This is a genomic window from Pirellulaceae bacterium (assembly GCA_019636385.1).
Taxonomy (GTDB): Bacteria; Planctomycetota; Planctomycetia; order Pirellulales; family Pirellulaceae; genus Aureliella.
The window spans coordinates 106,166-127,479 of record JAHBXT010000004.1 but is presented as its reverse complement, the minus strand read 5'-3'; the positions used below and the strand labels follow the sequence as shown (position 1 = coordinate 127,479).

General features: G+C 54.7%; 17 protein-coding genes. 9 read left to right on the top strand and 8 right to left on the bottom strand.

The genetic code is table 11. The features are described 5' to 3' along the window. Positions 1-81: 81 nt before the first annotated feature. The gene (locus KF752_15035; protein MBX3422866.1) at positions 82-795 is read left to right on the top strand and encodes a hypothetical protein; all 714 of its coding nucleotides are present in this window, start codon (positions 82-84) and stop codon (positions 793-795) included. 265 nt (positions 796-1,060) lie between these two features. Here the strand turns inward: KF752_15035 and KF752_15030 are convergent, their stop codons facing one another. Next, positions 1,061-1,243, bottom strand: coding sequence for a hypothetical protein (locus KF752_15030; protein ID MBX3422865.1), 183 nt, complete (start codon positions 1,241-1,243; stop codon positions 1,061-1,063). 246 nt (positions 1,244-1,489) lie between these two features. Between KF752_15030 and KF752_15025 the strand changes: the two genes are divergently transcribed. Genes KF752_15025 through KF752_15010 form a run of 4 tightly spaced genes read left to right on the top strand, consistent with a single transcriptional unit; the run spans position 1,490 to position 5,848 of the window. Continuing rightward, positions 1,490-3,154 (top strand): isochorismatase family protein, encoded by a 1,665-nt coding sequence (locus KF752_15025; protein MBX3422864.1) that lies wholly within the window; start codon positions 1,490-1,492, stop codon positions 3,152-3,154. Between the two features lie 33 nt (positions 3,155-3,187). Continuing rightward, complete coding sequence (locus KF752_15020) at positions 3,188-4,372, top strand: molybdopterin molybdotransferase MoeA (GenBank protein MBX3422863.1); 1,185 nt, start codon at positions 3,188-3,190, stop codon at positions 4,370-4,372. Positions 4,373-4,394: 22 nt separating this feature from the next. Further along, positions 4,395-5,453 carry a hypothetical protein gene (locus KF752_15015; protein MBX3422862.1) on the top strand — a complete coding sequence of 353 codons (1,059 nt, stop codon included), beginning with the start codon at positions 4,395-4,397 and terminating at the stop codon, positions 5,451-5,453. Beyond that, entirely contained in the window at positions 5,396-5,848 is a 453-nt protein-coding gene (locus KF752_15010; GenBank protein MBX3422861.1) for a hypothetical protein, read from the top strand. The genes KF752_15015 and KF752_15010 overlap by 58 nt, the downstream gene beginning before the upstream one ends. A 19-nt stretch (positions 5,849-5,867) precedes the next feature. Here the strand turns inward: KF752_15010 and purB are convergent, their stop codons facing one another. Continuing rightward, positions 5,868-7,289 (bottom strand): adenylosuccinate lyase, encoded by a 1,422-nt coding sequence (gene purB / locus KF752_15005; GenBank protein MBX3422860.1) that lies wholly within the window; start codon positions 7,287-7,289, stop codon positions 5,868-5,870. Positions 7,290-7,798: 509 nt separating this feature from the next. Between purB and KF752_15000 the strand changes: the two genes are divergently transcribed. From KF752_15000 to KF752_14990, 3 genes are all read left to right on the top strand, one after another. Next, a complete protein-coding gene (locus KF752_15000) occupies positions 7,799-9,754 on the top strand; it encodes a hypothetical protein (protein ID MBX3422859.1) in 1,956 nt (651 codons plus the stop codon). Between the two features lie 434 nt (positions 9,755-10,188). Next, positions 10,189-10,578 (top strand): hypothetical protein, encoded by a 390-nt coding sequence (locus KF752_14995; GenBank protein MBX3422858.1) that lies wholly within the window; start codon positions 10,189-10,191, stop codon positions 10,576-10,578. A 210-nt stretch (positions 10,579-10,788) separates the two neighbouring features. Continuing rightward, positions 10,789-11,346 carry a sigma-70 family RNA polymerase sigma factor gene (locus KF752_14990; GenBank protein ID MBX3422857.1) on the top strand — a complete coding sequence of 186 codons (558 nt, stop codon included), beginning with the start codon at positions 10,789-10,791 and terminating at the stop codon, positions 11,344-11,346. A gap of 32 nt (positions 11,347-11,378) precedes the next feature. Here the strand turns inward: KF752_14990 and KF752_14985 are convergent, their stop codons facing one another. Then, a complete protein-coding gene (locus KF752_14985; GenBank protein MBX3422856.1) occupies positions 11,379-12,608 on the bottom strand; it encodes an ATP-dependent 6-phosphofructokinase in 1,230 nt (409 codons plus the stop codon). 375 nt (positions 12,609-12,983) lie between these two features. Here KF752_14985 and KF752_14980 point away from each other — a divergent pair, with 375 nt between their 5' ends. Further along, entirely contained in the window at positions 12,984-14,102 is a 1,119-nt protein-coding gene (locus tag KF752_14980) for a hypothetical protein (protein MBX3422855.1), read from the top strand. On the opposite strand, the gene KF752_14975 is transcribed toward KF752_14980, so the two are convergent. Genes KF752_14975 through smpB form a run of 5 tightly spaced genes read right to left on the bottom strand, consistent with a single transcriptional unit; the run spans position 14,099 to position 21,274 of the window. Next, a complete protein-coding gene (locus KF752_14975; protein MBX3422854.1) occupies positions 14,099-15,976 on the bottom strand; it encodes a DUF808 family protein in 1,878 nt (625 codons plus the stop codon). The genes KF752_14980 and KF752_14975 overlap by 4 nt on opposite strands. 36 nt (positions 15,977-16,012) lie before the next feature. Then, on the bottom strand, positions 16,013-18,625 hold the full coding sequence (locus KF752_14970; GenBank protein MBX3422853.1) for a ComEC/Rec2 family competence protein: 2,613 nt from the start codon (positions 18,623-18,625) through the stop codon (positions 16,013-16,015). Positions 18,626-18,643: 18 nt separating this feature from the next. After that, a complete protein-coding gene (locus KF752_14965; protein MBX3422852.1) occupies positions 18,644-20,026 on the bottom strand; it encodes an ABC transporter permease in 1,383 nt (460 codons plus the stop codon). A gap of 13 nt (positions 20,027-20,039) precedes the next feature. Further along, positions 20,040-20,720, bottom strand: a complete 681-nt coding sequence (locus KF752_14960; protein MBX3422851.1) for an ABC transporter ATP-binding protein — start codon at positions 20,718-20,720, stop codon at positions 20,040-20,042. A 44-nt stretch (positions 20,721-20,764) separates the two neighbouring features. Continuing rightward, positions 20,765-21,274, bottom strand: coding sequence for an SsrA-binding protein SmpB (gene smpB, locus KF752_14955; GenBank protein MBX3422850.1), 510 nt, complete (start codon positions 21,272-21,274; stop codon positions 20,765-20,767). Positions 21,275-21,314 lie beyond the last annotated feature (40 nt).

The window sequence follows — 21,314 nt, the reverse complement described above, 5'->3', positions numbered from 1 at the left end:
CCGGAAACCCGTCCCTGGACTAAAATGCACGAATAGCCGATAATGCGGTCAGCTAATGTCACGCAGCAACCGGAGCACTAGGTGTCTGAAAAACCCGACCGAATCGCCGTTGCCTGCGAAGGATGTAAACGAGAAGCCTCATTGGCGGCAATCCACCGTGCGCAGGGGGCTTGTCCCAACTGCGGACATGCGGCTTGGCATGTGCAAGCGGCCTTCTTGGCTCGCAGCGACAACAGCGACGCTACCAGTTTGACACTCAATGCGTTGGGCCTGAGCCTGTTAACCAATTCGGGTATTCATTTTGCTTCACCGGTTCCTGGTGAGAAACGTCCCGTAAACGGAATTGACATTCATGATGTACCGGCCGACGAAATGTTGAGAATTGCTTCGCCAGAGGTCGATCCGCAGATCAAATTGTTGGCCTTTGTGCAGTTCAAACGCAACCAGCAATTCTCGCGACATCGTCAGGCCATGCAACTGCACGGCAATCATTGTGATCAGTGCGGTGTATTATTCGTAGTCAACGACCAAAAGCCCTGGACGGTTATCGGCTGCTGCAGCAAAGTCTGCTGCGCCGCCAAGCTCGGTGCTGTGGACTATGCGCTGATCGAGGATCAGGTTCTAGAACAAGCTCAACAACATCTCCCGCAGCTCAAACAACTTCATCGCCAATCACAAGTCATTCAAGTTATCTGCCCAAGCTGCAACCACAATTTTGAACTACCACGTATCTATGTCGGTCTACAGCGAAAATGTCCCGTCTGCGCCCATAAAGTACGCGTGCCTGATGGTTGATATACCGGCATTCTCACTCTTCATGTCGCAAATCTCAGATTCGACTCTTGTCACCAAGCTCCTGCGTAGTGACGCACGTCATTGAAACTCTGCTTCGCCTTGTGGGCTGAAACACGCTAATTCACTTCATGGAAATGAATCTAGTCGCCCGACGATGCGGAAAATTCCCGGGAGCGAGTCAAAGGCAGTAAGTACTCGGCTTGTGTCACCCAGAGTCGCATACTGAGGCAGTGGCCTGCGTGAGAGTAGTTTTTGGGGGTGAGGGCTAGGTGCCGCGGAAATTGCCTTCCTCGTCGTAGCGGATGTAGGCAAACCAAAAGAATACGAAAAAACAGATGGGGTAGGTCACGTAGAAAATGGGACTGACCCAGGCCATGACGCTGCCGACTATCAGCAGCAGTATCCATAACCACCAAGTTTCTTTTAGCAGGGATTTGTAGCGTTGCATAGTCTAACAGCCTACTGGTGTTGTCTGCCAAGGCTAGCCCAAATGCGCTATGGCAATCATTGTGGCCAAAGGGTGTTTGTTCTTCGCACGCTCAGCAGCTAGAATCCTGACTAACATTATGGTACTCCAGCTAAATGTCAGTCTAAGACTTCTGCCAAGCGACTGAGGCAGGGAGGGCCTGGCTGGCGGTTGTGAGAGTCTAACGGCAAACTTTTGGCAAGTTGACCCAGGGGGATATCGAAAGAAATGTGGCAACGAATCGGATCAGTGATTGCCGGGCTGTTACTGTGGTGCAGCACCACGAGCTGGAGCAGAGGAGAACAATCATTGCAGCTGGCGCTGCGCTATCAGCAGCCGACATCGGAGGGGTCGGGAAGGTATCATCGGCTCGAGCGCAACGAGCAGTGGCAGGCGAGCCAAACTGCGGTAATTATTTGCGATCTGTGGGATTCACATCACAGTGTCAACGCTGTGCGGCGTGTCGCCGAATTGGCACCCAGAATCGATACGTTTGTCAAGGCACTACGGGAGAAGGGGGCAACGGTCATCCATGCTCCCAGCGAATGCATGAAGCACTACGCCGATCATCCGGCTCGTCTGCGGGCAATGCAAATTCCCCAAGCTGGCACGTTGCCACCCGACATAACCGATTGGTGCGATCAAATTCCGGCTGAACAACAGGCGGCCTATCCGCTGGACCAGTCCGATGGTGGAGAAGACGATGATCCGGCCGAATTGATAAGCTGGGCCCAGCAATTGCGTCAACAGGGACGCAATCCGCGTGCGCCTTGGCTGAGCCAAACAGATGTCGTACAGATTGATGATCAGCGCGACTTCATCAGCGATTCGGGCATTGAAGTATGGAGCATTCTAGCCAGCCGCAAGGTTACCAAGGTGATGTTGGTGGGAGTGCATACCAATATGTGCGTACTTGGTCGTCCATTTGGGTTGCGGCGTTTGGCGACGGCTGGATTGAACGTCGTGTTGGTGCGAGATTTAACCGATACCATGTACAATCCTCGATCGTGGCCGTACGCAAATCATTTTACGGGTACGGACATCATGGTCAGCCATATCGAGCGCTGGGTTTGCCCAACGATCTCTAGCCAACAGATACTAAGCGGCAACGAATTTCGATTTTCCAAGGACCATCGACCTCAATTGACTATGCTGATTGCTGACGACGAGTACCAGACCGAGCGCACGCTGCCGGAATTTGCGGCGCGACATCTCAGCGGTAGCTTTCGAGTCACCATCGCCTATGGCAGTGAGACCAAGCGTCATAGCATTGTGTCATTGGACGATGTGCGCACTGCCGATGTGCTGTTGATCAGCGCTCGCCGCCGCCTGCTGCCCGAGGCCGATTTGCAGCTCATTAAACAGTTCGTGCGGTCGGGGCGGCCGATGATCGGCATTCGCACGGCCAGTCATGCATTTTCGCTGCGTCGAGGAACTCCCGAATCGGGCTTAGCAGACTGGCCAGAACTGGATACTCAGGTCTGGGGTGGTAATTACACCAATCACTACGGAAATGATCTCCAGGCCGAACTGTCGTTGGCCCAGTCGGCTGCCGCGCATCCGATTGTCCGGGCCCTGGGAGGAGCGCTGACCATGCGTCCCGGTGGGTCCCTGTACAAGACAGCACCACTGGCCCCAGGAACTATGTTGCTGATGACAGGTCAAGTGCCCAACGAGCCGCCTCAACCGGTAGCATGGACGTTTGTAAGGGCCGACGGAGGTAGATCGTTTTATACATCCTTGGGACATCCAGCGGATTTTGATCAGGTCCAATTTCAGACGCTACTGTCGGCTGGAATTCACTGGGCATGCGATCTGCCGTTGCCAACCATGGAACTGCTGGTCGATCAAAATCAGCGTTACGCGGCTGGGCAGGGCAGGCAACGCAAGTGATTTGAAGTCTTGATTGGCAGTGTTTGATTTCTTATGGAATTACCACAACTGAATGTCGTCGACGCAGCGATTGCTCGCGCAGCTCAAGGACTCACGCCGGTGGCCGAAGAACTTGTGCCCATCGACGAGGCGTGTGGTCGCGTGCTTTCGCAGGCGTTGATTGCCGATCGCGATTCACCAGCTCTGAACGTGTCGGCCATGGATGGTTACGCTGTACGCATCGCTGATGTCGGTCAAGCGCCGCTATCGGTAGCTGCTGTCTCGCCCGCAGGTCGACCACCAGTCGAACTGCCTGCGGGACAAGCGGTACAACTGTTCACAGGTGCGCCGGTACCTGACGGTGCAGACTGCGTGGTGCGTCGCGAGGATACCCACGAGAGTCCGGGCCAGGTAGTGATTCGGCACAGGTCCGAGGAACTTCGCATCGGTCAGAACATCCGCTATCGCGGCGAGAACATTCGCCAGGGACAGCCGGTACTCCCTGCGGGAACACAAGTGACTGCGGCGACGATGGGCGCTTTGGTTGCGTTCGGTGGTCGCCATATCTCGGTGCGCCGGTTGATTAGCGTGAGTCTGTTGGCGTCGGGTGATGAATTGGTTGAGCCGGGCCAGGCGGTTCAGCCTTGGCAAATTCGCAATTCCAATGCGCCTACACTGCGCAGCTGGTTGGCGCGATTGTCGTGGACTCGGGTTGTAAGTCAGGGCAAAGTAGCAGATTCGCTGGCGGCTTCACAAACGGCGATTGCCAGCGCACTGGAACAGAGCGATGTGCTGATTTTGACTGGCGGGGTATCTGCCGGTGATACTGACTACATTCCATCGGCAATCGAGTCGCTGGGCGGTCACATTCTATTTCATCGACTGCCGATTCGTCCCGGTAAGCCGGTGCTGGTAGGGACATTGGCAGGTAAGCTGATTCTCGGATTGCCCGGTAACCCGGTCAGTGCGGCTGTCACCGCGCTGCGGATTGCCCAGCCGCTGCTGGGGCGATTGGCGGGACGTTTGCCCGAGCCTGAGTTGCATTGTCAGTTGACCCAGTACGATGCTAAGCGGCTAGATTTAACCTGGTATCGGCTGGTCGCGTGGCATCAAGCTGGATTGCAGCTAGTCGAGTCGCAGGGGTCGGGCGATCTAGTGTCGCTGGCGCTCAGTCACGGTTTTATCGAAGTTCCTCCAGGTGGCAGCGGTAGCGGTCCATGGCGAACTTGGTTGTGGTAGATCAGTTAGGAGAGGCTGCCTAATGGCGCGATGGTTTCGCCTGTGGGGAAAGAAACGCGGTTCGCGAATGAGTGGCTGGTGGGTCGCCGGTCGCGTGAGCGAGGCGGCATTCTTCGGCACCTTGTTGTTGTTGGGGATTGTTTCACTCACGACGGTGGTCACCTGGCAATTGTTTTGGCCAGAATCCAGTATGTTTAAGATCGGCTTTGGATTCTGGCTGATGGTCATCGCCAGCTCGTCATTCGTAATTATTGGTCTGACCGGATTCACTTTTAACGTGACGCGCACCTTAGCGTCGCCGGAACGCCGCAACGCCCTGGCATCGCAAGTCAAACGCGATCATCAGCGGCGGTCGCAAGGCATTGCGCAGGTCACGCCCGGAAGTCTGCCCAGCGTCAAACCATTGACCGACAGCCCCGGCGTTAAGCTGGCGTATCGTCTGGCCGATCAGAGCGACGATCGACTTCCCATCGTGCTGAGCGCACTGTTTAGTGTGGCTTGGAACTCGCTGGTGGCGGTGTTGGTTGTAATCGCAGTCCAAAATATGGTCAGCGGTACGCCGCTGTGGTTTCTTAACCTTCTCATCCTGCCATTTGGGGCGGTCAGCTTTTTTTCAACGCGCTGGTTTTTCCGGTTGTTCAGAACTCACGCCGGGATTGGCCCAACAGCCATGGAAATCAGCGATCTACCGCTCTTGCCCGGCCAGGGCTATCAATTGTATGTTTGCCAATATGGTAAGGCCGAGTTCAGCAAGCTGGCTATTCGTCTGGTGGGCTACGAGGAAGCCATTTATCAGCAAGGCACTGACGTTCGCACTGAACAGGTCCAGTTTGCTAGCTATCCGGCCCAGGCAGTTGAATCGGCTTCGACCGGGGTCCGTACCGAGGGAGTGCTGCGTGCGGATCCGGAGGAACCTTTGGAACTGATCTGCCAAATTCAGGTTCCAGCCGATATCATGCACTCTTTCCACGGCGTGAATCATAGCGTCCGATGGAAGATCGAGCTTGAAGGAGAATCGCCGCAGTGGCCCGAATTTCGTCGAAGTTTCCCAGTAGTCGTCTATCCACACGACGCACGGTAGCCGTTCGGGCAGAGCCGGCGCTGGGGCTTCGTCTGTTGGCTCTGCAACCGACATTTCAGGCCGGCGATACGTTAGAGTTTGAGTATTCGATTCAGCGTATCTCGGCACAACTTATCGATCGGCTAGAAGTTTCTGTCGTCTGGTCTACCGAGGGTAAGGGCAGCGATGAACTAGGCGTGATTCACTTCGAGAGCCATGTGCGAAGCGATCTGGCCAAGAGGCCGCTCAGTCAACCTCGTCGCGTATCGACGCTGCTGCCGTCGACGCCTCACAGCTTTGAAGGTCGGTTGTTCAAAATACGGTGGTGTATCCGGCTCAGGCTGTTTCTGGGAGATGGCCGCGAGATTGCGGCTGAACAGACTTTCTATTTGGGGCAGGCCACTACGGCTGTGTGAGTGCGATCAACGCTACAAGCTAAGAGCCGCTGTCAATCCCAGGGAGATTTCCGAGCGGTTGTGCGGACGGCGAGGACAGTTGTTGGGCTTGTTGAGCGGCGTTACCAATGTAAGTGTCAGGCGTGAGCGCCAGTAGCGATTGCTTGGCGGCTTCCGGGATTTCAAGTTGAACGATGAACTGGCGCATTGTTTCGGCCGTGATCGCTCGGCCGCGAGTTAACTCTTTAAGCCTTTCATACGGCTCGGCAATGCCGTAACGCCGCATGACTGTTTGAATGGGCTCAGCCAGTACTTCCCAAGCCACCGCTAAATCCTGTTGCAGGCGGCCACGGTCCAGTTCCAGTTTGCCTAGACCTTTGCGCAGCGATTGATAGGCGATTAAGCTGTAGCCTATGCCAACGCCCATGTTTCGCAGCACGGTCGAGTCCGTCAAATCGCGTTGCCACCGCGAAATCGGCAACTTCTCGGCCATGTGGCCAAAAACAGCGTTGGCTAGCCCTAAATTTCCTTCAGCGTTTTCAAAGTCAATTGGATTGACCTTGTGAGGCATGGTGGACGAACCGACTTCACCGGCCACAGTCTTTTGTTTAAAGTAGCCCAGAGCGATATACCCCCAGATATCACGGGCCAAATCCACCAGCACAGTGTTAAGCCGCGACCAGGTGTTAAACAGTTCGGCCATGTAGTCGTGTGGCTCGATCTGCGTCGTGTATGGATTCCATGTCAGTCCCAGCGACTCGACAAATCGCTGAGTCGATCGTAGCCAGTCAATCTCAGGATAAGCGGCAATGTGTGCGTTGTAGTTTCCGACGGCACCGTTGAACTTGCCGAGCAGCGGAACGCTGGTGAGCTGCTGAAGCTGCCGCTGGATGCGATAGGCCACGTTGGCCAATTCCTTGCCAACAGTGGTTGGCGATGCTGGCTGACCATGCGTACGCGCAAGCATGGGAACATCAGCTAGGGATTCAGCCATGCCGGCCAGTTGATCTACGATTGGCAGGATGGCTGCGGTCGTTATGTGCTCGCGAGCCGCTTGCAACATCAAAGCGTGTGCCAGATTGTTGATGTCTTCCGAAGTACAGGCAAAATGTACGAGTTCGGTAATCTTTTGCAGCTCAGCATGTCCCGACATGTGCCGCTTCAAGAAGTACTCAACCGCTTTGACATCGTGGTTCGTCGTCCGTTCGATTTCTTTGATGGCCTGGGCATGAGTCAAGCTAAACTGGTCGCACAGTTGATTTAACCTGGCCCGCGCTTCCCCACTCAGCGGAGGAACTTCAGCAATTTGCGGGTCGGCGGCTAGCCATTCCAGCCACCGCACTTCAACCAGAACCCGAAACCGCATCAGTCCAAACTCGCTCATCAATTCGCGCAGCGGGGCGGTTTTGTCCGCGTACCGACCATCGATCGGGGAAATAGCCGTCAAAGCAGACAGTTCCATGTCAGTCAATTTTTACCTTTCGGTGCCCTAGGATCGATCGTGGTCAGGCACATAGGGGACAGCAGTTAGATTCGAGGGACAGCGGTGGAATGGTGTTACCGTCCGCAATACTATAAACGAATATGGGTCGGAGCGAGTTTGCCTAATATGGCGATTGTGACTGTAGTTGTTGACAAAGCCTGGCGGGCGTCAAGACGTTGGCCGGACGATCGTTACGGATTGCCAGCAAATGTCAAGCTTTCTTGAAAATCCTGTTCTCCGGTGAATAACCGCGCGACGAATATCAGTAGTGCACTCGCCGAGTAATTAGGGCAGAATGGAATCGATAGGTCGGACCACCCGAAAAACGGAAAATTGGCCCAGATTTTTGCCCGCACGACGTGACAACGCACGAACACCACTTCCCGCAGAAAACCGAATTGGGGTAAGATGCGCTCCAATTTTCGCGACCCGGGGCGCCGGGGCCTGCGCACTTGCAAGGATGTAAGATCCGAGGAGAAACTGCTGCAATGTTTCGCACTTTTCTAAGCCTTTCCAGCACACTGGCTTTGCTGGTTTCCGTAGTCAAACCGGTGGCAGGTCAGCAGGCCACTGTCTACGAGCTTTTGCCCGACTCGGTACAGGCTGTTGTGTGGATTCCGGACTCCAAGGATTTGACAGATCGTTGGGACCGTACGTTGCTACACGAGCTGGGAAATCAACCAGCTCTGAAGCCGTTCTTCTCTGACCAGCAAGAAATGATTCAAAACCGACTGATGGAAGCTGGCTGGCGGCTGGGAGTCAAACCTCAGGAATTAACCGAATTCTTCAAAGGGCAATTGACTGTAGCTTGGTTGGAATTGCTGGCGGAGCGCAAGCCGTTCGCGCTGGTGATGATTGCCGACGTCGGCGCAGACCAAAAGGTTCATGCCGATATGCTGACCAAGATCGACAATGCGTTAGCCCAGCACAAAGCTGCCAAGAAGCAACTGCAGCATTTGAATCAAGAGATCACCCAATACACACTGCCGCGACGCACCGGCCAGTTGCTGGACGAAAATACATTTCTGGCCACCGCTTCAGGCAAGTTGCTAGTCAGTGACGACTTGCCACAAATGCAGAATTTGATCGCTAAGCTGCAGGGACAGGCTGGCTCAGAAAAGGCTCTGCAAGATGATGCCGACTTCTTGAAGACCAGGCAAGAATTGCGCATCTCCGGTAAGGCGCAGATCGAGTACTTTGTCCGCCCTTTGGGAATCGCACGTGTCATTCGAGCTATCAGCGGCAAGCGTTCCAAGAACAGTGCTGACATTCTGGCGGTTCTGAAGAATCAAGGCTTTACTGCAGTTCGTAGCATCGCCGGGGAAATTTGGGTAGCCGCCGAGGGAGCTGACATGGCGCATCGCGGCTTCGTCTTGGCTGATTTTCCATTGCCTCGCTCGGCCGGTGTGCTGGAATTTCCCAATGCAGCCATGGCTGATGTGCCCAGCTTCGTAGGCGAAAATGCGTCGTCGTTCATGGCTCTCAACTGGGATGCTCAGACCGCCTTCTGGAAGGCTCGCGAGCTGGTAGACGAACTGGTGGGCAATCAAGGCGTATTTGACGAAGTCATCAATGGAATCAAGAACGACGTCAATGGTCCGCAAGTTGATATTCGCAACGAATTCTTACCATTGTTGACCAATGATATCCTGGCTGTCACTGACGCCAAAAGTGGTCCTGTGGACGTTGATTCTCGCCGCAACCTGATCGCTCTCAAAGTTAATGATGGAGCCAAAGCGGCTGCCATTTTGAATCGGGTGATGAAGGCCGAAGCGAACGCCGAGCTGTTGGAGATCGACGGCGTTGCCGTCTGGAAGGTCACCAACGCCAAGGATGATAATAACAGTGAAGAGTTTGCTGAATTCGGTGCTTTTGACGATTCCGAGGAAGAGACAGAAGAGCCTTGGCTGAATCAATGGGCCATTTGCGTACTGGATGGATATTTCGTATTTGCTTCACACACCGAAATGATTGAAGAGGCAGTCGCTCAGTCGCGTCGTGGTCAACAAACGGGATTATCGGCACAGGCAGACTACCAGCGCATTCGCCGAGCTGTCGTGGGTTTGATGGACGAGCAGACACCGTGCGCCTGGAAGATTTCTCGCAATCATTTGGCGTTTCGAGTGCAGTACGAACTGTTTCGCCAAGGCAAGCTGCAAGAATCGGAAAGCATGTTATCGACGTTGCTCAATCGTGTAGTCCAGCAATCCGAAGAGGCAGCTGGCGGCGAGGCAAAAGCGATCGATGGCCATTCACTTCCGCCGTTTGAAGAGATCAGCCACTACCTTCAGCCCAGTGGCCTAAAGGTTTTGACAACCCATACTGGCTGGGAGTTTGGTGGGATTTGGCTGGGTAGGCCGGAGGCAGAGCCCACTGAGCTGACTAGCAACTACGAAGCTGAAACAGCTCGCATCGTCGACTCCGCCAGTGAAGCCAAACGCTAAACAGGATGTCTAGTTTCGAGACCAGCGCAATCGAAACGACATCAGGTGGATGTCAAGACCAGCGTTGTTCACGTGCATTTCTGGTGGCAAGTCACTGGTTGCACTCTGTGGACTGCCGAATTCGACAGCGGCTAGTTCTGCGGCATGTATGGGTCTGGGATCAACGGTCGGTCTCGCGGTTGTGTTCAGCGTTCTCTTCTTGGACCAAGAAAACTCTGAGCTAACGCACGGCGACAGTTCAACTTGGGGCCCTGTCTAACCAAGTTTCTTCAACGGTTCCTGCTCGCTGAAATACCCAATCTGTCCAGTCCAATTCAGGTGCCATAAGTTTTGACCAATTTAGAAACCATTTGGTACGAAAATTGAGCTGAATAAGATTGTCCCCGGGTGGGGTTGCGTTTCAGTGGGTCAATTTTTGTGGAGCGGTTCGAGCAATGAAGAATCGAGTCAGGATTGGATTGAGGGCGTTGGCGGCCGTGTTGTTGACTGTCGGCTTGGCCGGGTCAGCCAGTGCGCAATGGGGCGGAGCCGGGTGTCAGCATGGCCACTATCATGGCGCTTATCGTGCGGGATATGGTCCGACGCTGGGCTATTCGCGTTCCAGTTACTATGGGCCAAATTACTACGCTCCTAGATACTACGCGTCGCCCGGAGTTTACGGTGCAGGATATTACGGGAATCCTGGCATGAATTGGAGTCAGCGCGTGGTGGTACCAACGGCCGTTTATCCCAGCTATCGCCCAGTCATGGTTGTGCCGTCGCCAGTGGGCCCGGCCTGGGGCATGGGGTATGGGCCCGGTGTGGGGCTGCGAATTGGCTTCTAGCCACCTCAGCATTGGCTAGGCAATGATTCTCGAGTTGCCAGTTTGCCTGCGACCGCTCGGAGAGCACTTTTCGAGTGGTCGTTTTGTTAATGGTTAGTGGATAGGTATAATACAGCTCACTACACGCTCAAAGGCGGTCCGTGCGGCGGATCAGACCCTTGTCCACTGAAGCGATTTTTTCGAACCCGTGAGAAATTCGAGCACCGGAGCGTGATATCTGAACAGGAATTGATCCGACAGTCATTGGCGGGTGACCATGATGCCTTTCGAGAACTGGTAGATCGGTTTTCAGGGAGGTTGTACAGTTCAATGCTGCATGTTGTCGGATCACATGACCTGGCAGAGGATGTGGTGCAAGAAACCTTTGTTCAGGCCTTCGTCAAACTCAGTACCTTTCAGGGGCACAGTCAATTTTTTACTTGGTTGTATCGCATCGCTTTCAACAACACGCTTAGCCGTCGTCGCCGCAGATCACACGTGTCATTGGACTCACTGGGGGATACGGCGCTCAACGAACCGCGAGACAGCGTGGAAATGCCGGATGCGAGAATGTTGCGTGACGAACAAATCAGCTTGATTCATCGGGCCTTGCAGGCGCTGACCGATGAGCATCGCAACATTCTTGTGTTGCGTGAGATGCAGGATTTGCCTTACGAAGAAATCGCTGTGGTGTTAGATATTAATATCGGGACGGTCCGCAGTCGCCTATCGCGGGCTCGCTCACAGCTCAAGTCCGTGTTGACGCAGATGCAGGCCGAGCAGACATGAAGTCGCATATCTCAGCTGGAGTTGATATTACGCTACACTCCCGTGGCATTCATACTGGGCGACGCCCAAAGTTTGTTCCCAAAAACAGCCCCCGCTCCGGACCCACCGGTGGCGATTCCTAGCATCGCATCATAATCGGCTTGAATCGGCGAAAATGGTCCTTGCTCAGCTCTATCACCAAAGCTAATTCCCAAGGCCCGGGCGGCTTGCACTGAGCTGCAAGTGGCATGCACTTGCTTGAGCCGATTCACGGCATCAGCGATCGGTACACTGTTAATTGCTGGGGGATGGCTGCAGACCATTTCTCCGAAGCGACCTTGTATGATCAGTCGAATTGCATGAGCACCGAATTGAGTGGCCAGCAGGCGATCGAAAGTCGAAGGAGGTCCACCGCGCTGCAAGTGCCCCAAGACCATGGTTCGTGTCTCGCGCCCGATCCGCTTTTCTATTTCATAGGCTACCATCCCAGCGATACCGCCCAATTTTGTCTGCCGAGATTCTTGACGACGCTCAGTGGTCACCAAGCTACCATCGGGCAAGTGCGCTCCCTCTGCCACCACAATTAGCGTGTATTTCTTGCCCGCCTTTTCGCGTTCCAGGATTTTAGCGCACACTTCTTCAAATGACCATGGAATCTCGGGCAACAAAATGACATCGCCCCCGCCAGCAATTCCGGAATACAGCGCGATCCAGCCGGCATGGCGTCCCATAACTTCTAAAACCATGATTCGTTCGTGGCTAGCAGCCGTCGTAGCCAAGCGATCCAGCGCGTCGGTTGCGCAATTGACGGCACTATCAAACCCAAACGTAAATGCAGTGGCAGACAGATCGTTGTCGATTGTTTTGGGAACCCCGACGACGGGAATGCCAAATTCATGGAACTGCTGGGCTACCGCCAATGAACCATCGCCACCGATACAAATCAATCCCGACAAATTGAGTTGTTGGCAGGTCCGCTGTACGCCAAGCAGCAGTTGCGGGTCCAGTTCTTGACGATCACTAACGCCGACTGTCGCCGCAAACCGGCCTTTATTGGTGGAGCCCAGTATGGTGCCGCCTTGCTTGAAGATGCCGCGGGTGATTGTACCGTCTAGTGTCACGTAGCTGACCGGATCAACCAAGCCTTCGTAGCCCTTCAAAAACCCGATCATCTCGTAGCCGTGGCGTTCGGCCGCCTTGGCTGCTCCCCGAATCACCGCGTTCAGGCCTGGACAGTCGCCGCCCGAAGTTAAAATCCCGATTCGCTGTTTAGTGGTGCTCATGCTCAATTTGCTCCCGATAGGTCGGCGCTCTGCTAGAGGTCTTCAAAAAAACTATCCAAACCTAGGTCACCCACAAACTTTCTAAGTCATTGGTGGTGATGCTTTTATCGTCCTCTGCACGGTAAAGTAAGCTTTAGCCGTTACATTCGGAAATGTGCTTACAATCCGCCGGAGCGGTGGCTTGCCAGTTCAGACACAGCTACATCCTGGCAAAGTTTGCGGTATGAAAGTTTCTGAGCGTTGCCGGAGTCATCAAGACTTATGATTCTGGCCTTCTCAGGCATCGATTTAGCCGCATATCTGCTTTCTGGGGATAGAATTGCTGAGTACGGTGTGCTTGCCGTACATGGATGTATCCAAAGCTCACCGGGTAGGATGATGACCAAGCTACTGCAGTGCATGGCGGTAAGTTCTTTAATCGTCGTGACGTTCTCGCCCGTAGTAACGTCGGGTGAAGCTGCTGGTTGTAAGCAGCCATCTACCGAGCTATGTCAACACAGTCCGCCGGAGTTGTGGATTGTTAGCTCACGCTGTGCCCCGCGCTGCGACGGTTTGGACGAAGGTTTCGAAAAACTAACCTACCAGCGGTTTGACGAGTGTACTCGACGGTTCGTCCAGCAGAATCGCGAATCCTTTCTAGCGGCTCAAGCCAACATTCCAACGATGTTGTTTTCGCATGGCAATTCGCTGGATCACCCAGCGGCCATGGAGGTATGTTGGAAAGTCTACGACCGGCTGAAGGTCTGCTCCGGGCCCAAGCTGATGGTGTTTTGGTCCTGGCCCGCCGAGATCCTGTATAGACGACCGGTGATTCGCCCCATCGAACTGGCGCGAACCAACATCAAGGCCAAATATATCTATGCCGAGCGCCAAGGATACTATATTGCAAAACTAACCAATCTGATGAGTACCGTCCAACCGATTACGCTCAGCGGACACAGTTATGGGGGCGTAACTGTAATTTGCGCGCTACATTTTTTAGGCGGCGGGCAACTTGACGGTATCGGGCTACCACCAGAGCAGGCCCAACCGGTGGAACGAGTCAATCTGCGGGCAGGCATCATCTCGGGGGCACTCGATTGCGATGCGATGTATCCCGGGCACCGCTACGAGAGAGCCTTGGTCGCCGTCGAAAAACTGTATACAACCTACAATGATCGCGATTCGACTCTCAAGCGTTGGCCGACGCATTCCTTTCGCGACCAACAGGCTCTGGGGTACACCGGGATGTGTTTGGCCTGTCTAGGTGAACATGCTTGCAAGGTGCGACAAGATCATCTGACCGTGGATGTCAAGCGATCGCACTACATTCAGCCGCACCTCAACAGCCTCACCATGATGGACGCCATCTGTGAGATGGCGTTTGGCGAGGGAGTCTGTCTGTGTCCGGCTCAATGTGGTCGGCGCGGTGCAGCCAGTCGGGTACAAGCTGCCGACATGCGCCGCATTTTAGAACTGCCTGCCACCACTGTATTTCCAGGCCTAGCACTCTAGCGCGGAAAGTGACCGTGGCGTAGAAAATGGACGGTGGCAGCTTGAGTGGCTTTGTAGTGTGGCATCAGCGGATGCAGCCCGCCGACCTGTAGGAAATCGCTGGCGCCCTCTAGATCGTGGGTGTCAATCGGCAACAAACCATCATCGTCACCAGAGATTGCGGCTAGGTAGCCCTGCGAGTTCCCTTTGCCGCCCGCCAAGATTCCGAACTCAAACCAGGGCGTGGCCAATTGCGGCTCTAAGTCGCGCCAGCCATGGCTGGGAGCCAATTGATCGACGACCGGCCCCAACACGGTCTGGGCTAGATGACGTTGTCCGGCAGAGTCGGCCAACAGTGCGCCACGATTGGGTGGGCTGATCATGACCATCCGTTCAAATTCGATGGGTGGCGGATTGGCCAAATTCTGATAGCGGAATAACAGATGTCGCACCAGAATGTTTCCCAGGCTGTGCGCGACAAAGCTCACTCGCTCGACGCCATCGAAGCTGCGCAAAACGTTCTCCAGCGCAACGGTCAATTCCTGCACGTTACATTTGGTGGAGGCGTAACCGAAGCTAATGACTTGAAAGCCACCCGTATCGCGCAAATAGGCTTCCATATTGCTCATATAGCTTCGCGAACCGGCCAGTCCATGCAACAGCACGACTACATGTGGCTTGTTGGCAGCTACGTCTGCTGCGGTTCGATGCCGATTGAGCTCTTGCAGGCAATACTCAAAGGAGCCGACTGCTAATCGGCGATCGTGAGGATTCAGCAAACGATAGTGTTCCGAGCCAGCCTGTTGCTGAATACGCCACCCGTTCGAAATAAGTTGGTCGGTCCAATCCCAGCCACCTCCGCGTGGCAGAATTCCCAGCGTTTGGCGATCGTTGCCGAACAGCCAATCTTGCGCGGCCAATGGCGTGCGCGCCGACGTCATGATGCTTGCCAAGCAGAGCGCGATACAGAACTGCGATCTTCCCGCTAGCAGGCGAGCCAGTTTGACGCAGATTACAGCAACCAGACCGACAGGGATCGCGAGCAGCAAGCTAATTGCGGCCTCCATTGCCCAGGCCGCAGCACCGTTGTCGAAACCATGGCTAAAGTCTTCGATCTGGTGATGGAGTGGTGCGAAGCTATGAATCAGAATACCGCCGCCAACCCATAACATGGCAGCCGTACCTACAAAACTCAAGATGCTAAGGACTGTGGGCATGCCATGAACCAGCATCCGACCAATCGATTGAGCCATAGAGGAACGTTCGGCCTTCACTAGCTGTAGACCAAAATCATCGGCCTTGAGTATCATCGCTACCACACCGTAGACACCGGCTGTAATGCATAGGGCCACCGTTATTAGTGCTGCCAATTTGATAGGAAATGAATCATCGCGCACAGTGGCGTAAGCAATTGCCATGATTTCGGCGGACAGAATGAAATCAGTGCGAATAGCTCCGGCCGTGCGCATGGTCTCCAGCTCGTGGGGACTAATCGTAGCCATCGGCTCTACTGGGTGTTGTAGACTGGGAAGAAAGAGGTGCCGCACGGTATGATGCAGCTTCTCGTAGCCTTCAAAACACAAATACAGTCCGCCGATTGCCAGCAGTGGTTGGATCGACCATGGAACAAGATGTCCCAGGAGCAAGATGATTGGCAACAGTATTAGCAGTTTGTTCTTGAGCGAGCCTTTGGCGATATTCCAAACGATCGGCAATTCGCGGGAGGGGGACAGTCCGACGACATATTTGGGCGTTACAGCGGTGTCGTCGATGACAACACCAGCGGCCTTACTGCTAGCTTTCAGAGCACCGGCAGCCACATCATCCAACGACGAAGCAGCAAGCTTGGCGATTGCCGCCACATCATCCAGCAAAGTCAACAGGCCAGAACTCATTTATCGTCACCGTATATCAAGAAACCACAGGATGCCTCACGGCTCAAGAGGACCTTCTGCTGGAAACTCCCCAGACTGAGACGCTAACTCGGTCCATTGCCAGCGATCCCAATGCAATGTTTGCAGATTGCCGTTTGTATCAACGCGTACTTGGATAGCTCCATCGCGAAACGTAATTCCCAACTGCTCGGCTGCGGCGAATCTGTCTAGCACCGGCAAACGAACGGTGCGCTGGCTGCCGCTGACTACGATGACTTTGGGTTGGCACCAGTTTATCAGCTCTGAGACGTCATTGGTCAAGCTGCCGTGATGCGGTGCCATCATAACTTCACAATGACGGGGCGGCCATCCACACAATGTAGCCATTCCAGACCCCTCCACATCGCCGGTCAGCAGCAGTCGGACTCCAGCAAACTCCAATTGCAAGCACAAGCTATCCGCGTTGTCGGTTTCGGCGCGAAAGTTACCAGGCGGATGCAGAATCAGTACCGACAAGTTGTTCATCGGTGCGATTGACGTTTGTGTGTCCCACGTATGGCATTGGATAGCGCGCGATCGAAGGCCCTGCTGTAAGGCTCTGACATCCGGTTTAGAACTATTCCAAAAGCGCCGAGTACTCGCAACCCGGCCCACCCCAAACCGCGTCAGCAACCCCGGAACTGCGTTGTAGTGATCGGCATCTGCATGCGACAAGATCAGCGTATCGACTCGGCAAATGCCCAGATGCCACAGTGTTGGAGCAATCCACTCGTGGCTGCGCAATGAATCCCCCAGATGACCTGCGTCGTACAACCATACTCTTCCGTCCGGCAGTTCAATTACCACGCACGTGCCATGCCCCACATCCAGGAACGTACACCGCAGTTGGGTGGTCTGGCTGTTGGCTGCCCAACTGCTGTGCCAGCCAGCCAGACCGCGCGGTCCTGGAACAAACCAAGCCACTCCCACAACCAACCATGCCACCAGAGGCATAGCGAGCGTTACCGTTGGCTTGGAGTGTCTTAGCAGCAGCCAAAATACAACCACAGCGTAGAAAGTAATGCTCCACCACAGTGGTGGAGCAGGCAACCACACGTGTCCCGCCGGCAGCGCATCACCGCATTCGACCAGCCACAAAATTAAACTCAAGCTTGCACCGGTGACTTGTCCTGCCAACCAACCGATCGGTGCTAGCCATCCTAACAATCCGGTGACTAATCCTCCGATCAAGCTAATTGTCAGCGGTGGCATCAACACTATGTTCAGAAGTATTGCAATTGGCGACACTAGGTGAAAGTGATGCCAGATCAGGGGGACAGCCATCAGCCATACCCAAAAGCTCATTCGGATTGCCGAGAAAAGGGAACGTCCCAGGGCTAAACTTCGGCGTCGTGCAGGGCTCAAGTTCTCTTCCAACAAATGTTGCAGGGCAGATCGCCGTGGATGTATGTTTGGCGACAGCGATGAGAAGGTTCCCAGCGTAGCAACCGCCATGAACGACAAGACGACCCCGATACTGGTTAAATGCTGAGGATTGAACACCAGTAAGACGAGCGCCGCCAACCCTAACAGATTAGTCAGTCGCCCTTGGTGTCCCCAATATCGGGCAATGGCAATGGTAGTGATCAATATCACGGCTCGCAGCACTGGCGGCTTGCCTCCTGCCAGCACGGCATACATCATACATGCACCTACAACCAGCAGAAGCGTTGTTCGGGGACCAGCGCGCACCAATAAACACAATACGAGAATCGTACCAGCGACCAAATCAACATGCAGGCCACTGATGGCCAGCATGTGAATCGTCCCGGTAGTCATCAATTGTTGTCGGTCTTGCCAGTCCACCTGCTCACGCTGTCCGAAGACCAAGGCTGCTGCCAGTGGAGCCTGAAGGTTGCTGACGTACCGATGAAGGGAGCGATTCACCGCCACTACGGCCAAGCCGCGAAGCCTCACAGGCCAGTAATTCCAGTGCCTCGTGTCACGCTGAACAATCTGATGTGGGCTGTCAGTCGTCACCTGTACAAACCTGCCATGACGACTGGCGCGCTTAGCAGCATCGTGCATGCCGGGATTGGTCGCTGGCCAGATGGCGGTCAGTAATCCGTGGACTTCGATCTCGTCTCCCGGCAACAGAGTATCTACGAAACTGTTGGCTTTGAGCCGACTGGTGGACTGGATGGCAGTCCAGGTATCTCCCTGGCCAATTTCATGCCAGCGCACATTCCACTGAGTAACCCATCGCAGCGAATGGTCATCGACTGGGCGATGCTTCTGATTGGGGCTCCACACGGGTACGCTGATAATGACGCCCCGCAGGGCAATGGGCTGCGATTGCCGCATAGCCACCTCAGAAAGGCTGTCATAGTCAGCAGGTGCGCGCAATAGAGACATCCACATTGCTGCCAAGAGCGCGGTGACCAACGACGTCAGTCGCACAATCCAGACGGATTGTCGGTACATCCATCCGAATGCCAGCAGGATAGATAGGATCGCCGCCGGCCACCATGAGAACTGATCGAGCGCGCCGGGTGCTAGTGCGGCCAATCCGATCCCCAGAATCCAGGCCGCTACGAACCCCACCAACGGATAGCGATGTACCAGCAGTTTGATGGTGGAACCAACGGTTGTCTCGGGTGTGTCGGGCGCACTAGCGGTTGGAGGTTCCATACATGGCTGCTCACAACATCAGCTGGCCAAGTTTCGAGAAACATCGGTACGATAAGCCGCCCATGCGGGGATGATGCCTGCCAAGATAGCCAACACCATTAAGCCGGGGATCAGTACCGCTTCCTGCCAGGAGACTGTGTTGAACATACCGACTTGCAGGCCGGTTTGCTGCTCAATAAATCCGCTGGCGGCTACGCCAACGCCATGTCCTATCAGCCAGCCCAACATGCCACCGCCGACGGCAATCAGTAATGACTCCAGCAGAATGATCAGCATGATGACATCGCGCCTAGCACCAAGAGCCCGCATTACAGCGATGTCGCGTCGGCGCTCATTCATGGAATTGTAGATGCTGACCAAAATACTAATGGCGCTGACCAGGCACACCAGTACCGTCAGTATCAGCAGCACGTTGCTGATCGGCGTCACGAAGACTTGCAATAGATTGGCGATTTCTGACAGCGGCGAGACAGCTTGGGTGTTGAGTCGTTTATTGATGGTCCACAACAGATTCACGGCAAACATTGGTTCCCCGGTCTTGACCAAGATGGCCGTCAGGTCGCGGCGGTGAAGAGGCAGTCGCGGCGGTTGGTCGGTATCGATCGTCTGCTGGACATCTACCTTAAACTGGTCGGGGTTGGCTGGGTCCGCAGCCTCGCGAGCGTGATTGTCCATCCAGTAGAACCCTTCGATGTTGATAAAGGCCGCACGATCATTGGGAGTGCCGGTGGACTCTAAAATGCCCACGATCTTAAACTTCTCGCCGTGTCCCTCGCCATCGGGATCGCCGTGTGTGGTTTGCAGATAGTCACCGACCTGTCGTCCCATCACACGAGCGACCTGCGCGCCCAGTACAGCTTCGTAGTATCCATTGTCTGGCGAGTAGTTCAGCAAATTGCGGCCTTGCGAGAACTTGTACTCCAGTTGCCCATCGGCACCGTGTCTTAATTTGTCGAAGAAGTCGGCGGTGGTACCGACCACCCGAAACGGCCCAAAATAATCACCTAGACAAATCGGAATCGCAAATCCTTTGCCCGATGTATAAGCCTGGAATAGACCGCTGCGTTCCGGTTCCGCCACTCGGCCACCAATCCGCTGAATCTCTCGCTGGCGGCCCTCCTTACCGGGAATTAATTCCAAGTACTCCTCGTATGGAATGACTTCAATCGGCTTGCTCAAATAGAATACCGAGTTGAGAGCCAGTTGCAGTGAGCCGCCTTTTGAGCCGACGATCAGGTTGTAACCCACGTTGCTATTGCGATCGAACGATTCGGTTACCAGCCAACTGATGCTCAACACCAATACGACCATGGCAACACCCAAAGCCATGCTGAGCGTGGTCAGCGCGGATGCCAAGCCACGCTGTTGGATGTTGCGTAACGCAATGGTAAATAGATTCACGTGTTGACTTCCTTTATGCCGACTGGGATGCGCCGGAGGCCATGTTGATCGCTTCCAGCCGATCGACTCGATCAAATTGTTGCGCGATCTGCATGGAATGCGTCACCACCAGCAGCGCGATCTGCTCCGCCTGGCAACACTCGCGTATCAAGTCGATGATCTTCTGTTGATTGGCCGGATCGATATTGGCGGTGGGCTCGTCGGCTAGCAGCAGTCGAGGTTGATTGGCCAGTGCGCGAGCCACAGCCACACGTTGCTGCTGGCCGACCGACAGGGCAGCAGGCTTATGGCCCAAGCGATCTGCCAGTCCCACGCGGTCCAACAGTTCTTTGGCCCGTGCGAGGTCGTGCTTGCCGCTGGCGAAAGTCATTCCCAATCGTACATTCTCCAGCGCCGTAAAACCTGGCAGTAGATTAAAAGTCTGAAACACATAACCCAACTTGGCAGCCCGGACGCGATCACGCCCCTGTTCGCTCAGCCGCGTGATCTCGATTCCGTCCAGTTCAATCGTTCCCGAATCCACCGCCAGCAATCCTGCGATGGAATGCAACAACGTGGTCTTGCCGCCACCGCTTTGGCCAATCAACACCGCTTGTTCGCCAGCAGCCAAGCGATACTGTGGAATGTCCAGCACTGGCAGGCGACCACCGTCGGGTAGCAAAAACGATTTTTTCAACTGGGAAATGTAGAGCATAGCAGATGGTTCGCTGGCGGTCGGGTGTTGAATTTGCCGGGACTCTAGCGTTTGGGGCGGCGCAGAGAGCGCTCTATATCGCGTCGAGCGTCAGTAGCTTTCATTTTCTGGCGCTTGTCATGCAACTTCAACCCTTTGCACAACGCTAACTCGCATTTCGCGATCCCGCGCTGGTTGAAATAAACTCGTAGCGGTACCAACGTCAGTCCTTTCTCTTTAGCCTTCTTAAGGAATCGCACCATCTCGCGCTTGTGAACCAACAGTTGCCGATGCCGTTTGGGCTCGTGGTTCCAAACCGATGCCTGCGGGTACTCGGCAATATTACAGCCAACCAACCACAGCGTGTCGCCCTTGACGCGTCCGTACGCTTCATCCAACTGGCATTTGCCGTCGCGCAGGCTTTTTACTTCACTGCCGCGCAAGATCATGCCGCATTCGACGGATTCGAGAATTTCGTAGCTGCGACGGACTTGTCGATTCGTGCTGATGAGCTTGATCGTCGGCTGGAGACCGCTCTTGCCAGCGGTAGGCGGTTTGGCCGCTTCAGTAGGCACGGGTTTGGACTTGCTCTTTTTGCTCACGGTGGTCGGCTCT